Below are 17,467 nucleotides of genomic sequence, written 5' to 3'. Positions count from 1 at the left end.
CGCATGCCCGACCGCATTCCGCCCCCCGCCGCCGCTGCCGCGAGCACCCATTGCACTTCCGAGGAGTATGAGGCGCTCTATCGGCGGTCGATCGAGGATCCGGACGGCTTCTGGGCGGAGCAGGCAAAGCGGATCGACTGGGTTCGGACACCCTCGACGATCGCCAACTGGTCGTTCGATCCGGTCGACGTGAAGTGGTTCGAGGACGGAGTCCTCAACCTCTGCCACAATTGCGTCGACCGGCATCTCGCCGAGCGCTCGAACGAGCTGGCGATCGTCTGGGAGGGCGACGAACCCGGTTCGGTCCGGCGTCTCACCTATGGCGAACTCCATGCCCAGGTGGTCCGGATGGCCAACGGCCTGAAGGCGCTCGGCGCCGGCAAGGGCGATCGGGTGACGCTCTACCTGCCGATGATTCCGGAAGCGGCGATAGCCATGCTCGCCTGCGCCCGGATCGGCGCCGTCCACAGCGTTGTCTTCGGCGGCTTCTCGCCGGAGGCGCTTCGAGGCCGGATCGAGGATTGTGGCAGCCGCTTCGTCGTGACCGCCGACGGGGGAATGCGGGGCGGGAAGCTGGTGCCGCTGAAAGCCAATGTGGATTCCGCTCTCGAAGGCCTCGAAGTGGAGTCGGTGATCGTCGTTCGCCACACCGGCAACGACATCGCGATGAAGGACGGGCGTGACCATTGGTATCACGCTCTGGGCGAGACCGTTCCCGACACCTGCCCATGCGAACCGATGGCCGCCGAGGATCCGCTCTTCATCCTCTACACTTCAGGCTCGACCGGCAAGCCGAAAGGGGTGCTCCACTCGACCGGCGGCTATGCGGTTTGGACGGCGACCACCTTCCACTATGTGTTCGATTACCGTCCCGGCGAGCTTTTCTGGTGCACCGCCGATGTCGGTTGGGTGACCGGCCACAGCTATGTCGTTTACGGTCCGCTCGCCAACGGTGCGACCGTGTTGATGTTCGAAGGCGTTCCCAACTATCCCGACACCAGCCGCTTCTGGGACATGGTCGAACGTCACCGGGTCGACATCTTCTATACGGCGCCGACGGCGATCCGGGCACTGATGCGCGACGGCGAGGCGCCGGTGAAGAAGCATGACCGTTCCTCGCTTCGGCTGCTCGGCACCGTCGGCGAACCGATCAATCCCGAAGCCTGGCTGTGGTACTGGCGAACGGTTGGCGACGAACGCTGCGCGATCGTCGACACCTGGTGGCAGACCGAGACCGGGGGGATCATGATCACCACCCTTCCCGGCGCTCACGCGATGAAACCGGGATCGGCCGGTCGCCCCTTCTTCGGAATCGTTCCGCAGCTGGTCGACGCCGAAGGCAGCGAGCTCGATGGCGCCGCATCGGGCAATCTCTGCATCGCTCGCTCCTGGCCAGGGCAGATGCGCACCGTCTATGGCGACCATGAGCGCTTCGTTCAGACCTATTTCAGCACCTATCGCGCTCGCTACTTCACCGGGGACGGCTGCCGGCGCGACGAGGACGGATATTATTGGATCACCGGGCGAGTGGACGACGTCCTCAATGTTTCCGGCCACCGGCTCGGGACAGCCGAGGTGGAATCCGCGCTCGTCGCCCATCCGCTCGTGGCCGAGGCCGCGGTCGTCGGCTACCCGCACGACGTCAAGGGCACCGGAATCTACGCTTATGTCACCCTGATCGCCGGTGAAGAGCCAGGCGACACGCTCAAATCGGAGCTGAAGCAGCAGGTCCGACGGGAGATCAGCCCGATTGCCACGCCAGATCTGATCCACTTCACCCCAGCCCTACCCAAGACCCGGTCGGGCAAGATCATGCGGCGGATTCTGAGAAAGATCGCCGAGGACGATTTCGCCAATCTGGGCGACACTTCGACCCTCGCCGATCCCGGACTCGTCGACGACCTCATCGAAGGACGGAAGAACCGCCGATGAGGATTGTCGTCGCCGATATCGGCGGCACCCATGCCCGGCTGGCCCTTGCCGAATTACAGCCGAATGGGCGGCCGCGTCTCGGGACGATGAAGCGCTATCGCTCGCGCGAATATCCGGGGCTTGCCGAGGTCTGGCGAAGGTTCGCCGCCGATCTGGGGGAGCCGCTTCCGACCCGTGCCTCCATTGCCGTCGCCGCTCCGATCGAAGGCGACGTGCTGCGCTTCATGAACAATGACTGGCGGATCCCGCGCTTCGGAATCGCCGACGAACTGGGCCTGGAGAGGATCACTCTCCTCAACGATTTCGGAGCCGTCGCTCACGCCGTGTCGGTGCTTGAAGACGACGAACTCCAGCCCATTTTCGGGTCCGGCCGATGGCCGGAGGAAGGCGTGATCAGCGTGCTTGGGCCAGGAACCGGGCTCGGCGTGTCGATGCTGGTCCGGGAGAAGGGCCGAGTACTGGTGATCGAGACCGAGGCCGCTCATATCGGCTTTGCCCCGCTCGATCCGAGGGAAGAGGAACTCGCAGACATGCTCACCGCCCGCTACGGCCGAGCATCGGTGGAGCGGGTCGTCTCCGGACCGGGCCTGATCGACATCTATGCCTTTCTCGGCGGCCATGCCGAGGTCGATCCGGCGCGCGCCGGCGATCTCTGGAACGCGGCGATCGACGGCAGCGATGCCGTGGCTGTCCATGCCCTCGATATCCTCGTGCGCTGTTTCGGCGCGGCCGCGGGAGACATCAGCCTTGCCCATGGTGCGATGGCCGTCGCGATTACCGGCGGCCTCTCCAACCGGATCGCTCATCTTCTGCGCTCGCCGATCTTCGCGGCCCGGTTCACCGCCAAGGGCCGCTATCGCGAACGCATGCAGCGCGTGCCGGTGATGCTCGCTACCTATCCGGAGCCGGGGCTGCTCGGCGCCGCCGTCGCCTTCGAACGCGCGCTGTCCGACTAGATCGCCCGCGCGACCACTTCCTTCATGATCTCGTTGGTGCCGCCGAAGATCCGGGTGACGCGGGCGTCGCGCCAGAGGCGGGCGATCAGATATTCATCCATGTAGCCGGCGCCGCCATGGAGCTGGAGCGCGGCGTCGCAAATCTCCCACTGAAGCTCCGTATGCCAGAGCTTGGCAGCGCTTGCCTCGGCGGCCGTGAGCTTCCCCTCCATGTGCCGCTTCAGCGCCCAGTCGAGATGGGCCCAGCCAACCTGCAGCTTGGCGGCAAGATCGGCCAGGGTGAAGCGGGTGTTCTGGAACTCGAACACGGCGCGTCCGAACGCCTGGCGCTCCTTGGTGAATTTCACCGCTTCGTCGAAGGCGCGCTGGGCCGACGCCTGGGCACCGATTGCAATCCCGAGCCGCTCCTGAGGCAACTGGTTCATGAGATAGGCGAATCCCATCCCCTCGGCGCCCAGCAGATTGCTCTGCGGCACCCGAAGGTCCTGGAAAAAGAGCTCGGACGTGTCCTGGCCGTGCAGGCCGATCTTGTCGAGGTTGCGCCCGCGGGCGAACCCCGGGCGATCGGCCTCGACGAGGATCAGTGACGTTCCCCTGGCGCCCGCCCCTGGATCGGTCTTCGCGACGACGATGACCAGCTCCGCATGCTGGCCGTTGGTGATGTAGGTTTTGGATCCGTTGAGGACGAAATCGTCGCCGTCCTTGACGGCGGTCGTCTTGATCCCCTGAAGGTCCGAACCGGCTCCCGGTTCGGTCATGGCGATGGCCGTCGGCGTTTCGCCCGAAATCAGCTTCGGCAGCCACCGCGACTTCAATGCCTCGGAGCCATATTCGACGATATAGGGCGCAACGATGTCGGAATGCAGGCCGATGCCGGCGCTCGATCCGGCATAGCCCAGCTCTTCCGCGATCACCGCATTGTAGCCAAAGTCCAGGCCGAGGCCGCCATAGCGCTCCGGAACGTTGGGACAGAGCAGCCCCGCATCGCCTGCCCTTCGCCAGAAATCGCGATCGATTTCGCCTTGTGCTTCCCAGCGCTCGAGGTGAGGGATCAGTTCGCGCTCGAAAAAGCGGCGCACCTGGTCTCGAAACAGGTCATGCTCCATGGAGTAGACGGAGCGGCGCGAAAGATCGAGCATCTAGAGTTCCTTGAAGCGGGGGGCCGGGTTCGGCTCGATATGGCCGTTCCGGTCGGAAAAGGTGGAGCGGGCGCGATTGTGCGGATGCCCCGGCGCCTCGGCGAGCGACAGGATCGGCGCGAAGCAGGAATCGCTGCCCTCGAGCAGATCGCACCAATGCTGCCGCGGTCGGCTCAGGAACAGCCGGGTGAGTTCGTCGCGAAGTTCCGGATCGAACTGACTGGAGGCGAGGCCGAGCTTTCCCTTCAGAACCGCGAAGAATTGCGGCTCCAGCGCGCCGATCGCCACCCATTTGCCGTCGGCGCATTCGTAGCTGTCGTAGAAGGCCGAGCCGCTGTCGAGAAGGTTGCGGCCGCGCTCGTCCCTCCACATCCCCGCGGCAAGCAGCGCGTAGGTCTGTGCGCCGAGCAAGGCCGCGCCGTCCGTCATCGCACAGTCGATCACCGTCCCCTTGCCGGTGGTCCGGGCGGACAGGATCCCGGCAAGCATGGCGAAGGCCAGGAGCATTCCGCCGCCACCAAAGTCGCCGACGGCGTTCAGCGGCGGTGTGGGCTTGCTCTCCGCCCGGCCATAACCGTGCAGATTTCCGGCAAGGGCGATATAGTTGATGTCGTGGCCGGCAGCGTGGGCCAGAGGCCCGTTCTGGCCCCATCCGGTCATCCGACCATAGACCAATCGGGGATTGGCATCGCGCAACGCATCGGGCCCGAGGCCAATCCGCTCCATCACTCCGGGTCGGAAGCCCTCGATGAGTCCGTCGGCTGAGCGAGCGATATCGATTGCGCGCTCGAGGTCGGCCTCATCTCTGAGGTCGAGTGGGAGTATTTCGGCTCGATTGCGGCGCAGGATGTCCCTTTCGGGCGAAATCGGCGCCGATCCATGCTTGCGCTCGATCCGGATCACCTCCGCGCCGTGATCTGCCAGCATCATGGCGGCAAAAGGGGCGGGTGCCAGACCCGCAAATTCGATGATCCGGATCCCCTGCAAAGGTTGCGGCAAGAGCACCTCCGACGGGCAGACTAGGGCCGCCGCTGCCGGGTGTCAGCAGCTTTCCGGAAGTGGAATGAAGGACGGCTCAAACGTCGCCTTCGCCGTCTCCGTCCTCGTCCTCGCCTTGGTCATCCCCCCCGATGCAGATAACCAGGAGGCACAACCCGCCGGAGCCGTCTTCATCCGCTTCCGTCGGCGGCGGCTCTTCGGCCACGGGCTCCTCCACCGGCGGCTCCTCGACTGGGGGCTCCTCGACTGGAGGCTCTTCGGCCGGCGGCTCCTCGACTGGAGGGTCCTCGGCCACTGGCTCCTCCACCGGCGGCTCCTCGACTGGAGGCTCCTCGGCCGGCGGCTCCTCCACCGGCGGCTCCTCGACTGGAGGCTCTTCGGCCGGCGGCTCCTCGACGGACGGCTCCTCGACTGGAGGCTCCTCGGCCGGCGGCTCCTCCACCGGCGGCTCCTCGGCCGGCGGTTCCTCGGCCGGCGGTTCCTCGGCCGGGGGCTCCTCGACTGGGGGCTCCTCGACGGGCGGTTCCTCGGCAGGCGGTTCCTCGCCCGGGGGTTCGCTGACTACTGGCACCTCTTCGGGAGGCTCTTCGCTCGGAGGCTCGCCAACCGGAGGCTCCTCGGCTGGGGGTCCGCTGATTGGAGGATCGCTCCTGGGTTCCTCGGAAGGCGGATCAACCCGACCTCCTGATCCGCCGCCGTCGCGACCACCGGGTGAGTCATCCTCCCCCAGATCAATCCCGCGCAGGCCTCCCGGATTGACGCCGGCCAGGGCGAAGGCGAGTTCAACCTCATCACCCCCGGCCAGACGGCCATTGGATCCTTCTTGCTCTCCCAGTGCGCTCGGGTCGAAGTCGTTGAGTTCGCCAAAAGCATAAGCGAGTTCCACCGTCTCTTCCAGCAGGCCGCCGGTGGCTTCGCCAAGCGAAACCCTTTCCTCCCGCAGCGCCGTCGCCACCACCGCTGCAGGGGCAGAACTCGGGGGCAGCGAAACCGAAATCACGCCGGGTGTCGGCGCACGTTCGGAACGGATCGACCGGCGTTCCTCTCCCTCGATATTGAGCTGATAAGGATCACCGGCGTCGACGGCCGCAATCATGCCCGGCTGGAGCAACTCGACGGCGCCTCCGTCGAGAGTCGCAACCTCGACCGCCCCTTCAGTGACCTGTACCGACGCGCCGGCCTCGGTCACCGTGACCGTGAAGGTCGTGCCCTTCACGACGGCCGCGAGATAGGGGGTCTGGACGCCGAAATGCGGTGTCGAGCGGCGCTCAATCCTGAACAGCGCCGTGCCCCACTCCGTCAGCATCTGGACGATACCCCTCGACGCCTGAGCTTCCGGAATGCGGAGTCGGCTTCCGGGGGAAAGGATGACGAATTCCTCCCCTCGCACCATCACGGCGCGGCTTTGCGCCGCCGCGGCAATGGTTGAGCCCTGGGCGAGCAGCATGCCCCGAGTGGCGGCTCGGCTGCGGCCATTCTCGGTGATCCTGACATCGCCGCTCACCTCGCTGACCCGCCAATCCGGCGCCTGTGCGACGGCACGGCCGCTCATCGCCATCAGCAGCGATGCCAGGAGGAAATGTGTTCTACGCATGATTGCCACTCCGGCGGGAATCGCCGTTCGAACTCGCGTCCTGCATCCGGGGGCATTGCAAGCGGGTGAAAAGCGGAGGTTAACGCCGACTTAGCACCTCCGTCTCGATTCGGGACTGAAACAGCAAATCAAATCAGGACGGTAGCCACGATCAGGTTTAAAGAGCGCGGTGGGCTTGTAGCTTAAGCAGAGCGCGCCGCAGATTACGGTGAAGATGCAGGTTCGATCCCTGCCGAGCCCACCAATCCGTCCTACGTCGCCGGATCGACCGCTCCATCAAGCGAGCACACGCGAATGAGGGGTCTCGGCTGCGATCCCTTGCCGCCCGGCGCTACCGTCCTTCGTCCGGCTTTCCGAAGCGCCGCCAGCCTCAGCGCGGCGCCATCCTGATCGCTCCGTCCAGCCGCACATGTTCGCCGTTGAGATAGGGAGTCTCGACCATGAACAGCGCCAGCCGGGCATATTCCTCCGGCTGGCCCAGCCGCTTCGGGAAGGGTACTTGGGCGGCGAGCGCGTCCTTGACGTTCTGCGGCATCATCGCGACCATCGGCGTTTCGAACACGCCCGGCAGGATCGTGTTCACACGTATCCCCTCCCCCATCAGGTCGCGGGCGATCGGCAGCGCCATTCCAAGCACGCCCGCCTTCGATGCCGAATAAGCAGCCTGGCCGATCTGCCCGTCCTGAGCCGCGACGCTGGCCGTGTTGATGATGACGCCTTTCTCGCCATCATCGAGCGGATCGAGCGCCGCCATTCCGGCCGCGGACTTGGCGAGCACGCGGAACGTGCCGATCAGATTGATCTGAATGACCAGCTCGAACTGATGGATCGGATAGGGCCTGATCTCGCCCGTCTGCTTGTCGCGACCGACCGTCTTCACCGCATTGGCGACACCGGCGCAGTTGACGCAGATCCGCTCCTGGCCGTGCGCCTCGCGCGCCCGGGCGAAGCCGGCCTCGACCGCCTCGTCGGAGGTGACGTCAACCTGCGCAAAGACTCCGCCGATCTCGCTGGCGACTTTCTCGCCCTTGCCGGCGTCGCGATCGAACACCGCCACCCTCACACCCCGGGCCGCCAGCGCGCGCGCCGTCGCTTCACCGAGACCGGAAGCGCCGCCGGTGACCACCGCGGCGATTTGGCTGTCGAGCTTCATAAAGTTCCTCCCTTTGCGGCCGTTCCTAGGGTCTCGGCCCCGCACCCGCAACGCCTGTCACTGGGCCCGGATTGCAGCGCCATCGGCAGCGGCGGCCATGTTTAACGGCGCTTTAGGGTTTACGAGCGATAAACGCTTCGGCGGGGTAAGTACGGGGAAATCGATGAGTGCAAGCCACCGAATGCTGAGCCTGGTGTTTGACAATGGCGTCGACAGCCGACGGCAATGGCCACGACAGCTGATGCTTCTGTCGGCACGGCTGATCACGATCACCAGCGACCGGCCCATCCGGATCCGCGACCTGTCGCCGGGCGGCGCCCGGATCGAAGGCTCCGAGCTTCCGGGGATCACAACCGACGTTCTCATCAAGCGCGGCCGGTTCGAGGCGTTCGGGACGATCGTCTGGATTTCGGGCGGACAGGCCGGGGTCGAATTCGAGACGCCGCTGGACGACGAAGCGCTCGAAGCGCTCCAGCAGCCGCGGCAGCCAGAGTTCGAACCGGCCGCAAGCGTCTCCGGAAGACCGGGATTCGGCCGGAAGAGCGGCGGACATGGCCGCTACTCGGACGGTTCGGGCTGGATCGACCTTTAGGTCGGAAGCGCCGCCAGACGAAGATCTTCGATCCCTTGGGCCGCTAATCTTGCATGCATGCACGCCGATGCATATCTATGCATCGCAGGAATAGCGGGTGGCTCGATGAAACGATTCTTATGCTCTCCGGAACGGCCGTGGGGAATTCATTCCTCGGTCCGTAATGATGAAAATTGCCTGCGCTGCGGCTGGACCGCCCCGGACCCGAAAGGCGATGCGCACGCCGCCGCGGTGCGCCGCGGCTGGACCGTGATTGACGGCGGCGGTAGCGAGCCCGCTGCGGAAGAACGGATTGCCGCCTGAAGATCGAACTCGGGGCCGGCCGCAGCGTTTTCAGTTGGGGCGCCGTACGCTAGCCGCCCATCGTTGAGCGCCGATCAGGCGAGGCTCTCGACGATGGTGACGTTGGCGATTCCGCCGCCTTCGCACATCGTCTGCAAGCCCCAGCGCTTGCCCCGGCGCTTGAGGGCGTGAGTGAGCGTCGCCATAAGCTTCGCGCCCGACGCGCCAAGCGGATGACCGAGGGCGATGGCCCCGCCATTGACGTTGAGCTTGTCGGGATCGGCGCCGATCTCGCGAAGCCAGGCGAGCGGCACCGGTGCGAACGCCTCGTTCACCTCGTAAAGATCGATCTCGTCGATCGTCATTCCGGCGCGCTCCAGCGCTCGCCGGGTGGCCGGGATCGGCTCCTCGAGCATGATCACCGGATCGCCCGCAGTAACGGTGAGATTGTGGATTCGCGCCAGTGGCACCAAGCCATGGGTCTTGAGCGCCGACTCGCTGACGACCAGCACGGCGCTGGCGCCGTCGCAGATCTGGCTGGCATTGGCGGCGCTGAGCTTGCCGCCTTCCTTGAGAAGCTTGACCGAGGCGATACCGTCCAGAGTGGCGTCGTAGCGGATTCCTTCGTCGGTCCGGTGTTCGCTTCCGTCCACGGCAAGGGGAACGATCTCCGAATCGAAATCGCCCGCCTGGGTGGCACGCGCGGCCTTGCGATGGCTTTCGAGCGCGAAGCGGTCCAGCTCCTCGCGCTCGAAGCCATATCGATCGGCGATCATCTCGGCGCCGACGAACTGGCTGAACATCGCCACTCCGAACCGCTCCTGGATGCTCCTGGGAAACGGACCGCCGAGCCCGGCCTGAATCGCCAGGGTCACCGGCGAACCCATCGGCACCCGGCTCATCGATTCCACGCCCGCGGCGATCACCACGTCCTGGGTTCCGCTCATTACCGCCTGGGCAGCGAAATGGATCGACTGCTGGGAAGAACCGCATTGGCGGTCGATCGTCACGGCTGGAACGCTTTGCGGAAGCCTGGAAGCCAGGACGGCATTGCGTCCGACGTGGAAGCTCTGCTCGCCGACCTGGCCGACGCAGCCCATGATCACATCCTCGATCGCGGCCGGGTCGATTCCGGTTCGGTCGACCAGCGCGTTCAGGACCTGAGCGGCCATGTCCGCCGGATGCCAGTCCTTGAGCGCTCCGCCCTTGCGACCGCCGGCGGTCCGGACGGCATCGACAATATAGGCCTCGGCCATGTTCTCGCTCCAGCTTCACGTTTACGTAAGCTGCATGTAGCGGCCGCCGCTCGGCACTGGAAGCCCCGGCGGTTCCGGTCTATTAGCCTCTCGAAGCGAGGCAGGACGACATATGGCGAATCCTTTCACCGAACATCCGCAGGAGGTCGGCGAAACCTATCTGGAGCATATGGGCATCGCGACAGGGGTCGGCGCACAGCTTCTGGTCGGCGCCCTCGCCTGCTTCGTCCATGCGATCTTTCCCTTTCTCTGCGTTCGCACGGGAAGCAGCACGATCGAAAGGCTTTACCGGCGGATCCATGGCCGGGTCGACAAGCCGAACTGGGAACGCCACCCGATCATCTAGAGCTTGAGGCTGGGCCTCCCCGTCTCCCTGCATTGCCTAGCGGAATCGCAGGCTCATCCCGATCGCCGCAATTCCCCTGTCGCGGGACCGGACCGCCGTGGGGTGGCGATCACCCTCCATGTGCGAACGTGGCCGGGCGATTTCGGGTATGGCGAAACGGCCCACGCCGATCTGGAGGTTCCGGTTCACCGGGTAAGCGGCGATCAGCCCGCTTTGCCGAGGTTCTCCGGCGTTGCGAAGGTCGCCTTCGAAGGTTCGGAAATCCGGGAGATTGGGCCGGGCCCGCTCGGCGGAAGACGGAGTATCGAGTGGCCCGACCAGAAAAGCCTGGCTTGGTTGCGCTGCGGCCTGGGTCGTCGTCAACAGGACGAACGAACCTGCCAGCGCCGCGTACCTGCGACGCAGAATCATTGTCCTACACCCCTGTAGTCCCTGTTGGACCGAACAGCGCCCCGAGCCACAGAATTGTTCCAGCCGTTTCTCGGGCGGAACGAATTCGACGTCTGGGCGCGGTCGATCAGCCGGCGTTGCTAGAGCTTCAGCCGGCGGCGGTCGGCGAGGATCGCCTGGGCGGCATTGTGACCGGGAGCGCCCGTCACGCCGCCGCCAGGATGGGCGCCGGAACCGCACAGATAGAGCGCCTGGACAGGCATCCGGTAATCGGCGTGGCCAAGCATCGGCCGGTTCGAGAAGAGCTGGTCCAGCCCCATCTTGCCATGGAATATGTCCCCTCCGACGAGGCCGAAGCGCCGTTCCAGGTCGAGCGGCGACAAGGCCGAACGGCCGATGATGGAGGCCGCGAAACCCGGCGCATGCCGATCGACATGGGCGATGATCGAGTCGGCCGCCTCGTCCCGGCGAAAGTCCCAGCCACCCGGCACGTCGTAGGGGAAATGCTGGCAGAAGAGGCTGGCGACATGTGCTCCCGCCGGGGCCAGACTGTCGTCGAGCGTGGAAGGGATCAGCATTTCGACGATCGGCTCGCTCGAATAGCCTAGCGTGCGGGCGCTCAGATAGGCGCGGTCCATATAATCCAGCGACGGCGCGATGATGATCCCGGCGGTGAGATGGTCGCCGGGCTCCGGAAGGCTGGTGAATCGCGGCAGCTGCGAAAGCGCGACGTTCATTCGGAAGGTGGCGGATTCGCTTGCCCAATGCGACATTCGCTGCGCAATCTCGGCGCTCACCGCGCCTCCAGGCAGCAGCCGGTCGAACAGCAGCCTCGGATTGACTCCGGCGGCGACGGCCTTGCTCCGATAGGCTCGACCCGAGACGAGGGCGCCGACGGCCCTGCCCTTTTCCACTATTATCTCGTCGACGGGAGAATCGACCAGGATCTCGACTCCGGCCTCGCGGCAGGCCTTGGCCATCGCCTGGGTGATCGCGCCCATGCCGCCGATCGCGTGGCCCCAGGCGCCTTCGACCCCCGCCGCTCCGCCGAAGACGTGGTGAAGCAGGACATAGGCCGATCCCGGCGCGTTCGGGCTGGCATAATGGCCGACAACGCTGTCGAAGCCGAACAGCGCCTGGACCAGCTCATGGCTGAAGTAGCGCTGGAGAATGTCCGCCGCAGACTTGGTGAAGAAGTCGACCAGATGCCGTTGCTCCTCCAGCGTCAGCCGGTTGGCGCCCGCGCCCAGCTTGAGCAGCGCCAGCAGGTCGGCCAGTCCGCCGCCCGCATTGGGCGGCGCCCGAAGCAGCCATTGGCGAAGCAGGGAAACGACCGAGCCGAGCGCGGCCGAATAGGCGTCATAATTCTCCGCATCGGCGGGACTGTGGCGAGCGATTTCGCGGCGCGTCAGGCCGCCGCGGCCGGCGAGCAGATAGTCGCCAGTCTCGGTGGGCAGGAAATTGTCGACCTTGCGAAGCACGACCCGAAGCCCATGATGGTGAAGCCGCATGTCGCGGATCACCTTGGGGTTGAGCAGGCTGACCGTGTAGCTCGCCGTCGAATTGCGGAAACCGGGGTGAAATTCCTCGGTGACCGCCGCCCCGCCGACGATCCCGCGCGCCTCGAGGACGCTGACCTTGAGGCCGCGCGAAGCAAGGTAGTAGGCGCAGACGAGGCCGTTATGGCCTGCCCCTATGATCAGTACGTCGCTGCTGTGGTTGGTCACGCCCGTCCTTCGCTCGGCTTAATCCGAACGCGAGCGCTAGATAGTCATCGAGCGCGAAGCGGCGCCACCCTTATTGTCGGGTCAGCCTGACGTGCGCGAAACTTGCAGATTGTCGAATCTGAACGTGCCGGAGGAGCATCCGAAGACGATCGCGTTCGGCTGCAGGTCGTTCAACGGCACGCGTGTGCGGGATTGCCCCATCCGGAATTCCGCATGGCCGTCAGCCGTGACTTCCAACACGAACGGCACCGGTGCTCCGCTCGGCACTCGGCCGACGATGCTGCGCTCCCTCAGCTCGTTGTTGATCAATCGTCGCAGAGTGAAATCGAACCGGCGCGGAGTGGCGGCCTGGATCGAAAGCACCGCTGAAAGCTCCTGGGGCTCGCCTTCCTCGAGCAGGGCAATGGAGGCGAAGGGGGTGAAGTTGTCGGGGTTGAGATTGTCTGCCGCAACCGTGCCGCTCAATCGAAAGGCTCGCGCCCGCAGCGGCAGCCTTTCCTTGGTCACATAGTTCGGCTCGGCGGTGCACACTCGGGTCTCGACGGTATCACCAGCGCCAGGCGCGCTCGCCTGTAGCGCCAGCGCGATCAGCAACAGCGAGGGCATCATTGCAAATCTCCCTTCAAGGACGGTTCGTCAGCATTGCTACGCCTACCTCAAATCGCATCCGCGGGCGCCTCGGCCAGGAACGTATCGTCGATGAGTGGAGCCGAGTCCCGAGACAGGAGAACGAACGGCAACAGGTTCTTCGCTCACTCGCAGGATTGGCCGACGACACAGCCCCGAGCACCGCGATCGTTGATGTCCCGCCGCGACTGCTCCAGATCGTTCTCGTAGACCCTCCACTCCTCGGCGGTCTTGCAGGTTCGCTGCCTTGCGATGCGGGACCCAAGGACCGGACGCGTTCGGCAGATCAGGCGCTGGTCGCTCGGCGCAGCCGCACCTCCCTGAGCTTCCGAAGCAGCGCCTTGCTGGGCGGCTTCGACTGGTGCGGTCTGCTCGACGACGAAAGGATCGCCAGTCGACTGCATCGCACCCATGGCGAAAATGGCAATGATCAATAGCACGGTTGCACCTCCAACCTTCAGCTTCGGAACCTGAGCGGCAGATCAGTGTCGCGCCGTTCGAAACCGGAGCATTCAGCCAGGGGCAGCCCCCTGGCCGGGCCTTGGCCATCACGAGCAGCGGCAAGTGGGCCGCCCGGCTGAACTCGATCCGCAATCACAAGAAGGGAACCCGGCATGATGTGGCTCCTCGCAAATCTGCGGGCACTGCAATTCACGTCCATCATGTACCTGAACGTCCGCAATGTCTACGGCCGATCGGCAAGTTGTTCGCCAGTCGATGGAGGAAGTAACGATCGGTTCAGCTAATTGTCTGAAATCCAGTACAATGATGCTACCGCATCAGGACCAGTTCTTCCGACATGGTGGGGTGAAGCGCGATCGTCTCGTCGAACTGCGCCTTGGTGAGCCCCGCCTTGACCGCGATTGCCGCCGCCTGGAGGATTTCGGGGGCGTCCGGGCCGATCATGTGGATGCCGAGCACCCGCTCCGTCCCCTGCTCGACGATCATCTTGTAAAGCGCGCGCTCGTTGCGCCCGGCGAGCACATTCTTCATCGGCCGGAAATCGGAGACATAGGTCTTGTAGGCGCCGACCCGGTCGCGCGCCTGGCTTTCCGTCATTCCGACGCCGGCGATCGGCGGATGGCTGAACACGGCCGAAGGAATATTCTCATAATCCACCCGAGTCGGCTTGCCGCCGAACACCGTGTCGGCAAAGGCCTGACCCTCGCGGATCGCGACCGGCGTGAGCTGCACCCGATCGGTCACGTCGCCGATGGCATAGATGCTCGGAACCGAGCTCTGATTGTCCTCGTCGACCAGGATGGCACCGTTGCGGCCGAGCTTCACGCCGACTTCCTCCAGCCCGAGACCGTCGGTTCGCGGCTTGCGGCCGACCGCCCACAGCAGCAGGTCCGCCTCGATCGGATCATGATCCTTGACATGGATCCGGAGCGCCCCGCCGTCCAGCTTCTCGATCTTCTCGAACGGCGCGTTGAACTTGAAGTCGATGCCTTTCATCAGCGAGATGGTGAGCAGCCGGTCGCGGATCTGCTCGTCATAATGGCGAAGGATCCGGTCGCCGCGATTGACGATCGTCACGTGGCAGCTGAACTCGTTGAAGATCCCGGCGAATTCGTTGGCGATATAGCCGCCGCCGGCGATGACGGCGCGGCTGGGCATCGAGTCGAGGTGGAAGACCTCGTTGGAGGTAATTCCATGTTCCGCGCCCGGGACGTCGGGAATCAGCGGCCAGGCACCGGTCGCGACCAGGATCGTCCCGGCGGTGACGACGGTGCCGTCGCCAAGAGTGACTTCATTCGGGCCCGTCACCTTCGCCTTCTGGGGGAAGACCTCAACCTCGTGCCGTTCGAGAATGTCGTTGTAGATGCCTTCCAGCCGCTCCACCTCGGCCAGGACGTTGTCGCGCAGGGTCGGCCAGTCGAACCGGCCGTTCGGGACCTCCCAGCCGAACCGGCGTGCGTCCTGAAGATCCTCGGCGAAATGGGCGCCGTAGACGAGCAGCTTCTTGGGCACGCAGCCGCGGATCACGCAGGTTCCGCCGACCCGGAATTCTTCGGCCACCGCCACTCGGGCGCCGTGTGCGGCCGACACCCGGGCGGCGCGAACGCCCCCGGATCCGGCACCGATGACGAACAGGTCATAATCGTAGGTCTGGGTCATTGGGCAGGCTCCAGCCAGATCGCCCCACCGGGGAAATCGGTCGTGATGATGAAGTGACGAAGGATCGACGTCCCGATATTCAGGTCGGACGCCGTTTCGCCGGGATCAATCGCCGCGGCAACGTCGCGGAACTCCCGGCCGGCAAGGACGAGGCTTCGAAGCCGGACGATGTCGCGCTCGACCGCTCCGCCCAGTCCGCCGCCGCTTCGGCGCTCGACGATCCGGTCCGGGGCGGAAAGGCCGATCCGTTCGGCATAGGCGCGGCCCACCAGCACCTCGCTGCCATTGCCCAGGTCGAACACCGCCTGCACCGGCGCCTGGCCTTCGATCGCGGCCGGCACCGCCGGCGTGCCCCGGTGGCTGGACAAAGGCAGTCGAACGCCCTGCGACGGCACCTGATCGACCGCTTCGATCAGCCCGCGGGAAAGATCGAGGCGGAGCCGCGCCCGGTCGAACAGCTCGCGGCCGAGCAACATGTCGACGGGGCGACCGATCAGCCGCTGCGACACTTCGCCGAGATCGAGAATGGCGACCCTCGTGCGAAGCTCCACGCCAGCGGCGGAAAGCGCCACATCCTCGGCAAAGCGCGCCTCCATCGTCTCCGCTCCGGAGCCGCGCGCCGTCGCCGATCCCGCGGGTTCGAGACCGAGGCTCCGGGCGAAATCGTCGTCGAGCACCGTCATTTCCGCCGCCGAATCGAGCAGAGCGGTGGTCGGCCGGCCATTCACCGCGGCGTTCAGGAACAGGCGGTTGTTGACCAGTTCAAGCGGCTCCGCGAGGGCCGGCGACGCGCCAAGCAGGGCGGCGGCGAAGATTGCGAAGGGCCGCAGCTTCATTCCCCTGCCTCCCCGAAGGCGCGATCGATCAGGGCGCGGGTCGACGGGTCGAAATCGGGCGCGCCTTCCCGGTCGATCGACCTCGCCATCGCCTTGCCGAGCTCGACTCCGAACTGGTCGAACGGGTTGATCCCGAGCAGCACCGCATTGGCGAACACCCGATGCTCGTAAAAGGCGATCAGAGCGCCGAGCCGGTGCGCATCGATCCGGTCGAGAAGGATCGTCGTCGACGGCCGGTCGCCGGGATAGTGGCGGTGCGGATCGTCGGAGCCGCGCCCGGCCATCAGCGCCGCGCCCTGCGCGAAACAGTTGATCAGGAGCTGCCGGTGATGGTCGGGGTCGAGGGAATCCCCGCCCTCGATGGCGGCGACGAATTCCACCGGAACGAACTGGGTCCCCTGGTGGAGCAGCTGGAACACGGCATGCTGGGCGTCGGTGCCGACTCCGCCCCAGGTGATCGCCGCCGTGGCCCGGCCGACCGCTGATCCGTCCAGGCGGACGCTCTTGCCGTTGGACTCCATCTCCAGCTGCTGGAGATAGGGCGGCAGCAGCCTCAGCCTTTCGTCATAGGCGAAGACGGCGCGGCTGCCTGCGCCTCGGACATTGGCATAATAGCGGTCGACGAAGGCGGCGAGCACGGGCGCGTTGCGCTCCGGCGGAGCGAGCCGGAAGTGGCGATCCATCGCCGCCGCGCCTTCGAGCAGGCTTTCGAACGAATCCCATCCCAGCGCCAGGGCGATCGGGAAGCCGATCGCTGACCAGAGCGAGAAGCGCCCGCCGACGCTTTCGGAGAATGGCAGGATCCGGGTTTCGTCGATCCCGAACTCGACCGCCTTTTCGGGGCTGGCGGTCAGGGCGACGACCCGCCCATAAGGATCGCCGACCCCGTTTCCCTGCATCCAGGCGAGCGCGGATCGGGCGTTCAGCATCGTTTCGCTGGTGGTGAAGGTCTTGGAGGCGATGACCAGCAGGGTCGTCGCCGGATCGAAGCGGTCGATCGCTTCTTCGAGCGCGGCGCCGTCGACATTGGAAACGATCGCCGTTTCGTAGCGATCGGAACCGCGGCCCAGCGCGTCGATGACGAAGTCCGGGCCAAGCGCCGAACCGCCGATCCCGACATGAAGGATGTGGCGCACCGGCCCGAACGCTTCCGCCTCAATCGCATCGACCAGGGTTCGCATCCGCGCCTGGAACTGGCGGGCGCGGGCGACGCTTTCGGGCGCCCCCTCCCCGCGCTCGGCGCAATGTTCGGCCGCTCGGCCTTCGGTCGGGTTGACGGTCTCCCCGGCGAACAGCGCGTCGCGACGACCGGCAAGGTCCGCGGCCTGCGCCAGTTGGAGGAAGCCGTCGAGCAGCGGCCGGCTCAGATGGGTCTTGGCGAAGTCGAAGCGGATCCCCGATTCCTCGACGACCAATCGGGACAGCCGATCGGGTTCGGCCTGGAACAGCGCCTTCAGGGGGACGGTTTCCGATTCTTCCAATGCCTTCCAGGCCTGGTCCATCTGCGCTCTCCTCCT

The 17,467-nt window shown here is 65.6% G+C and carries 16 protein-coding genes and 1 tRNA gene; 5 read left to right on the top strand and 12 right to left on the bottom strand.

What is annotated here, in order from left to right; translation table 11 throughout:
• Positions 1 to 3 precede the first annotated feature (3 nt).
• On the top strand, positions 4 to 1,932 hold the full coding sequence (acs, locus tag ACRYLT_RS12675; protein ID WP_482664451.1) for an acetate--CoA ligase: 1,929 nt from the start codon (positions 4 to 6) through the stop codon (positions 1,930 to 1,932).
• Entirely contained in the window at positions 1,929 to 2,888 is a 960-nt protein-coding gene (locus ACRYLT_RS12670; protein WP_482664450.1) for a glucokinase, read from the top strand. Before acs ends, ACRYLT_RS12670 begins: the two co-directional genes overlap by 4 nt.
• Here ACRYLT_RS12670 and ACRYLT_RS12665 read toward each other — a convergent pair.
• The 3 genes from ACRYLT_RS12665 to ACRYLT_RS12655 form a co-directional block, all read right to left on the bottom strand.
• Positions 2,885 to 4,027, bottom strand: coding sequence for an acyl-CoA dehydrogenase family protein (locus ACRYLT_RS12665; RefSeq protein WP_482664449.1), 1,143 nt, complete (start codon positions 4,025 to 4,027; stop codon positions 2,885 to 2,887). The genes ACRYLT_RS12670 and ACRYLT_RS12665 overlap by 4 nt on opposite strands.
• Entirely contained in the window at positions 4,028 to 5,026 is a 999-nt protein-coding gene (locus ACRYLT_RS12660; protein WP_482664448.1) for a CaiB/BaiF CoA transferase family protein, read from the bottom strand.
• Between the two features lie 76 nt (positions 5,027 to 5,102).
• Positions 5,103 to 6,620 (bottom strand): FecR family protein, encoded by a 1,518-nt coding sequence (locus tag ACRYLT_RS12655; RefSeq protein WP_482664447.1) that lies wholly within the window; start codon positions 6,618 to 6,620, stop codon positions 5,103 to 5,105.
• Positions 6,621 to 6,791: 171 nt separating this feature from the next.
• Here ACRYLT_RS12655 and ACRYLT_RS12650 point away from each other — a divergent pair.
• Positions 6,792 to 6,864, top strand: a tRNA-Ile gene (locus ACRYLT_RS12650).
• 126 nt (positions 6,865 to 6,990) lie between these two features.
• Here ACRYLT_RS12650 and ACRYLT_RS12645 read toward each other — a convergent pair.
• On the bottom strand, positions 6,991 to 7,773 hold the full coding sequence (locus ACRYLT_RS12645) for an SDR family NAD(P)-dependent oxidoreductase (protein ID WP_482664446.1): 783 nt from the start codon (positions 7,771 to 7,773) through the stop codon (positions 6,991 to 6,993).
• Positions 7,774 to 7,936: 163 nt separating this feature from the next.
• Here ACRYLT_RS12645 and ACRYLT_RS12640 point away from each other — a divergent pair, with 163 nt between their 5' ends.
• Positions 7,937 to 8,365, top strand: coding sequence for a PilZ domain-containing protein (locus ACRYLT_RS12640; protein ID WP_482664445.1), 429 nt, complete (start codon positions 7,937 to 7,939; stop codon positions 8,363 to 8,365).
• 377 nt (positions 8,366 to 8,742) lie between these two features.
• Here the strand turns inward: ACRYLT_RS12640 and ACRYLT_RS12635 are convergent, their stop codons facing one another.
• Entirely contained in the window at positions 8,743 to 9,903 is a 1,161-nt protein-coding gene (locus tag ACRYLT_RS12635) for an acetyl-CoA C-acetyltransferase (protein ID WP_482664444.1), read from the bottom strand.
• 112 nt (positions 9,904 to 10,015) lie between these two features.
• On the opposite strand from ACRYLT_RS12635, the gene ACRYLT_RS12630 reads away from it, so the two are divergent.
• Positions 10,016 to 10,249, top strand: a complete 234-nt coding sequence (locus ACRYLT_RS12630; protein WP_482664443.1) for a DUF6356 family protein — start codon at positions 10,016 to 10,018, stop codon at positions 10,247 to 10,249.
• A 36-nt stretch (positions 10,250 to 10,285) separates the two neighbouring features.
• On the opposite strand, the gene ACRYLT_RS12625 is transcribed toward ACRYLT_RS12630, so the two are convergent.
• The 7 genes from ACRYLT_RS12625 to pgi all read right to left on the bottom strand — a co-directional run bounded on the left by ACRYLT_RS12625 (position 10,286) and on the right by pgi (position 17,452).
• Positions 10,286 to 10,660 carry a hypothetical protein gene (locus tag ACRYLT_RS12625; RefSeq protein WP_482664442.1) on the bottom strand — a complete coding sequence of 125 codons (375 nt, stop codon included), beginning with the start codon at positions 10,658 to 10,660 and terminating at the stop codon, positions 10,286 to 10,288.
• Positions 10,661 to 10,779: 119 nt separating this feature from the next.
• On the bottom strand, positions 10,780 to 12,366 hold the full coding sequence (locus ACRYLT_RS12620) for a phytoene desaturase family protein (RefSeq protein ID WP_482664441.1): 1,587 nt from the start codon (positions 12,364 to 12,366) through the stop codon (positions 10,780 to 10,782).
• 81 nt (positions 12,367 to 12,447) lie between these two features.
• On the bottom strand, positions 12,448 to 12,975 hold the full coding sequence (locus tag ACRYLT_RS12615; protein WP_482664440.1) for a hypothetical protein: 528 nt from the start codon (positions 12,973 to 12,975) through the stop codon (positions 12,448 to 12,450).
• Between the two features lie 143 nt (positions 12,976 to 13,118).
• On the bottom strand, positions 13,119 to 13,433 hold the full coding sequence (locus tag ACRYLT_RS12610; protein ID WP_482664439.1) for a hypothetical protein: 315 nt from the start codon (positions 13,431 to 13,433) through the stop codon (positions 13,119 to 13,121).
• A 331-nt stretch (positions 13,434 to 13,764) separates the two neighbouring features.
• Positions 13,765 to 15,114 (bottom strand): glutathione-disulfide reductase, encoded by a 1,350-nt coding sequence (gene gorA / locus ACRYLT_RS12605; protein ID WP_482664438.1) that lies wholly within the window; start codon positions 15,112 to 15,114, stop codon positions 13,765 to 13,767.
• Positions 15,111 to 15,950, bottom strand: coding sequence for an aspartyl protease family protein (locus ACRYLT_RS12600; RefSeq protein WP_482664437.1), 840 nt, complete (start codon positions 15,948 to 15,950; stop codon positions 15,111 to 15,113). Before ACRYLT_RS12600 ends, gorA begins: the two co-directional genes overlap by 4 nt.
• Positions 15,947 to 17,452 (bottom strand): glucose-6-phosphate isomerase, encoded by a 1,506-nt coding sequence (pgi, locus tag ACRYLT_RS12595; protein WP_482664436.1) that lies wholly within the window; start codon positions 17,450 to 17,452, stop codon positions 15,947 to 15,949. Before pgi ends, ACRYLT_RS12600 begins: the two co-directional genes overlap by 4 nt.
• Positions 17,453 to 17,467: the final 15 nt, after the last annotated feature.

The sequence above is a fragment of the Sphingosinicella sp. SM1-17 genome, from assembly GCF_056821765.1.
Note: the sequence above shows the minus strand (reverse complement) of the source record. Positions and strands in the feature narration are given on the sequence as shown.

Coding starts and splice junctions, on each gene's coding strand:
- ACRYLT_RS12640 (WP_482664445.1), top strand. CDS start 7,937: ATGAGTGCAAGCCACCGAATGCTGAGCCTGGTGTTTGACAATGGCGTC.
- ACRYLT_RS12635 (WP_482664444.1), bottom strand. CDS start 9,903: ATGGCCGAGGCCTATATTGTCGATGCCGTCCGGACCGCCGGCGGTCGC.
- ACRYLT_RS12655 (WP_482664447.1), bottom strand. CDS start 6,620: ATGCGTAGAACACATTTCCTCCTGGCATCGCTGCTGATGGCGATGAGC.
- pgi (WP_482664436.1), bottom strand. CDS start 17,452: ATGGACCAGGCCTGGAAGGCATTGGAAGAATCGGAAACCGTCCCCCTG.
- ACRYLT_RS12645 (WP_482664446.1), bottom strand. CDS start 7,773: ATGAAGCTCGACAGCCAAATCGCCGCGGTGGTCACCGGCGGCGCTTCC.
- ACRYLT_RS12670 (WP_482664450.1), top strand. CDS start 1,929: ATGAGGATTGTCGTCGCCGATATCGGCGGCACCCATGCCCGGCTGGCC.
- acs (WP_482664451.1), top strand. CDS start 4: ATGCCCGACCGCATTCCGCCCCCCGCCGCCGCTGCCGCGAGCACCCAT.
- ACRYLT_RS12665 (WP_482664449.1), bottom strand. CDS start 4,027: ATGCTCGATCTTTCGCGCCGCTCCGTCTACTCCATGGAGCATGACCTG.
- gorA (WP_482664438.1), bottom strand. CDS start 15,114: ATGACCCAGACCTACGATTATGACCTGTTCGTCATCGGTGCCGGATCC.
- ACRYLT_RS12625 (WP_482664442.1), bottom strand. CDS start 10,660: ATGATTCTGCGTCGCAGGTACGCGGCGCTGGCAGGTTCGTTCGTCCTG.
- ACRYLT_RS12630 (WP_482664443.1), top strand. CDS start 10,016: ATGGCGAATCCTTTCACCGAACATCCGCAGGAGGTCGGCGAAACCTAT.
- ACRYLT_RS12600 (WP_482664437.1), bottom strand. CDS start 15,950: ATGAAGCTGCGGCCCTTCGCAATCTTCGCCGCCGCCCTGCTTGGCGCG.
- ACRYLT_RS12615 (WP_482664440.1), bottom strand. CDS start 12,975: ATGATGCCCTCGCTGTTGCTGATCGCGCTGGCGCTACAGGCGAGCGCG.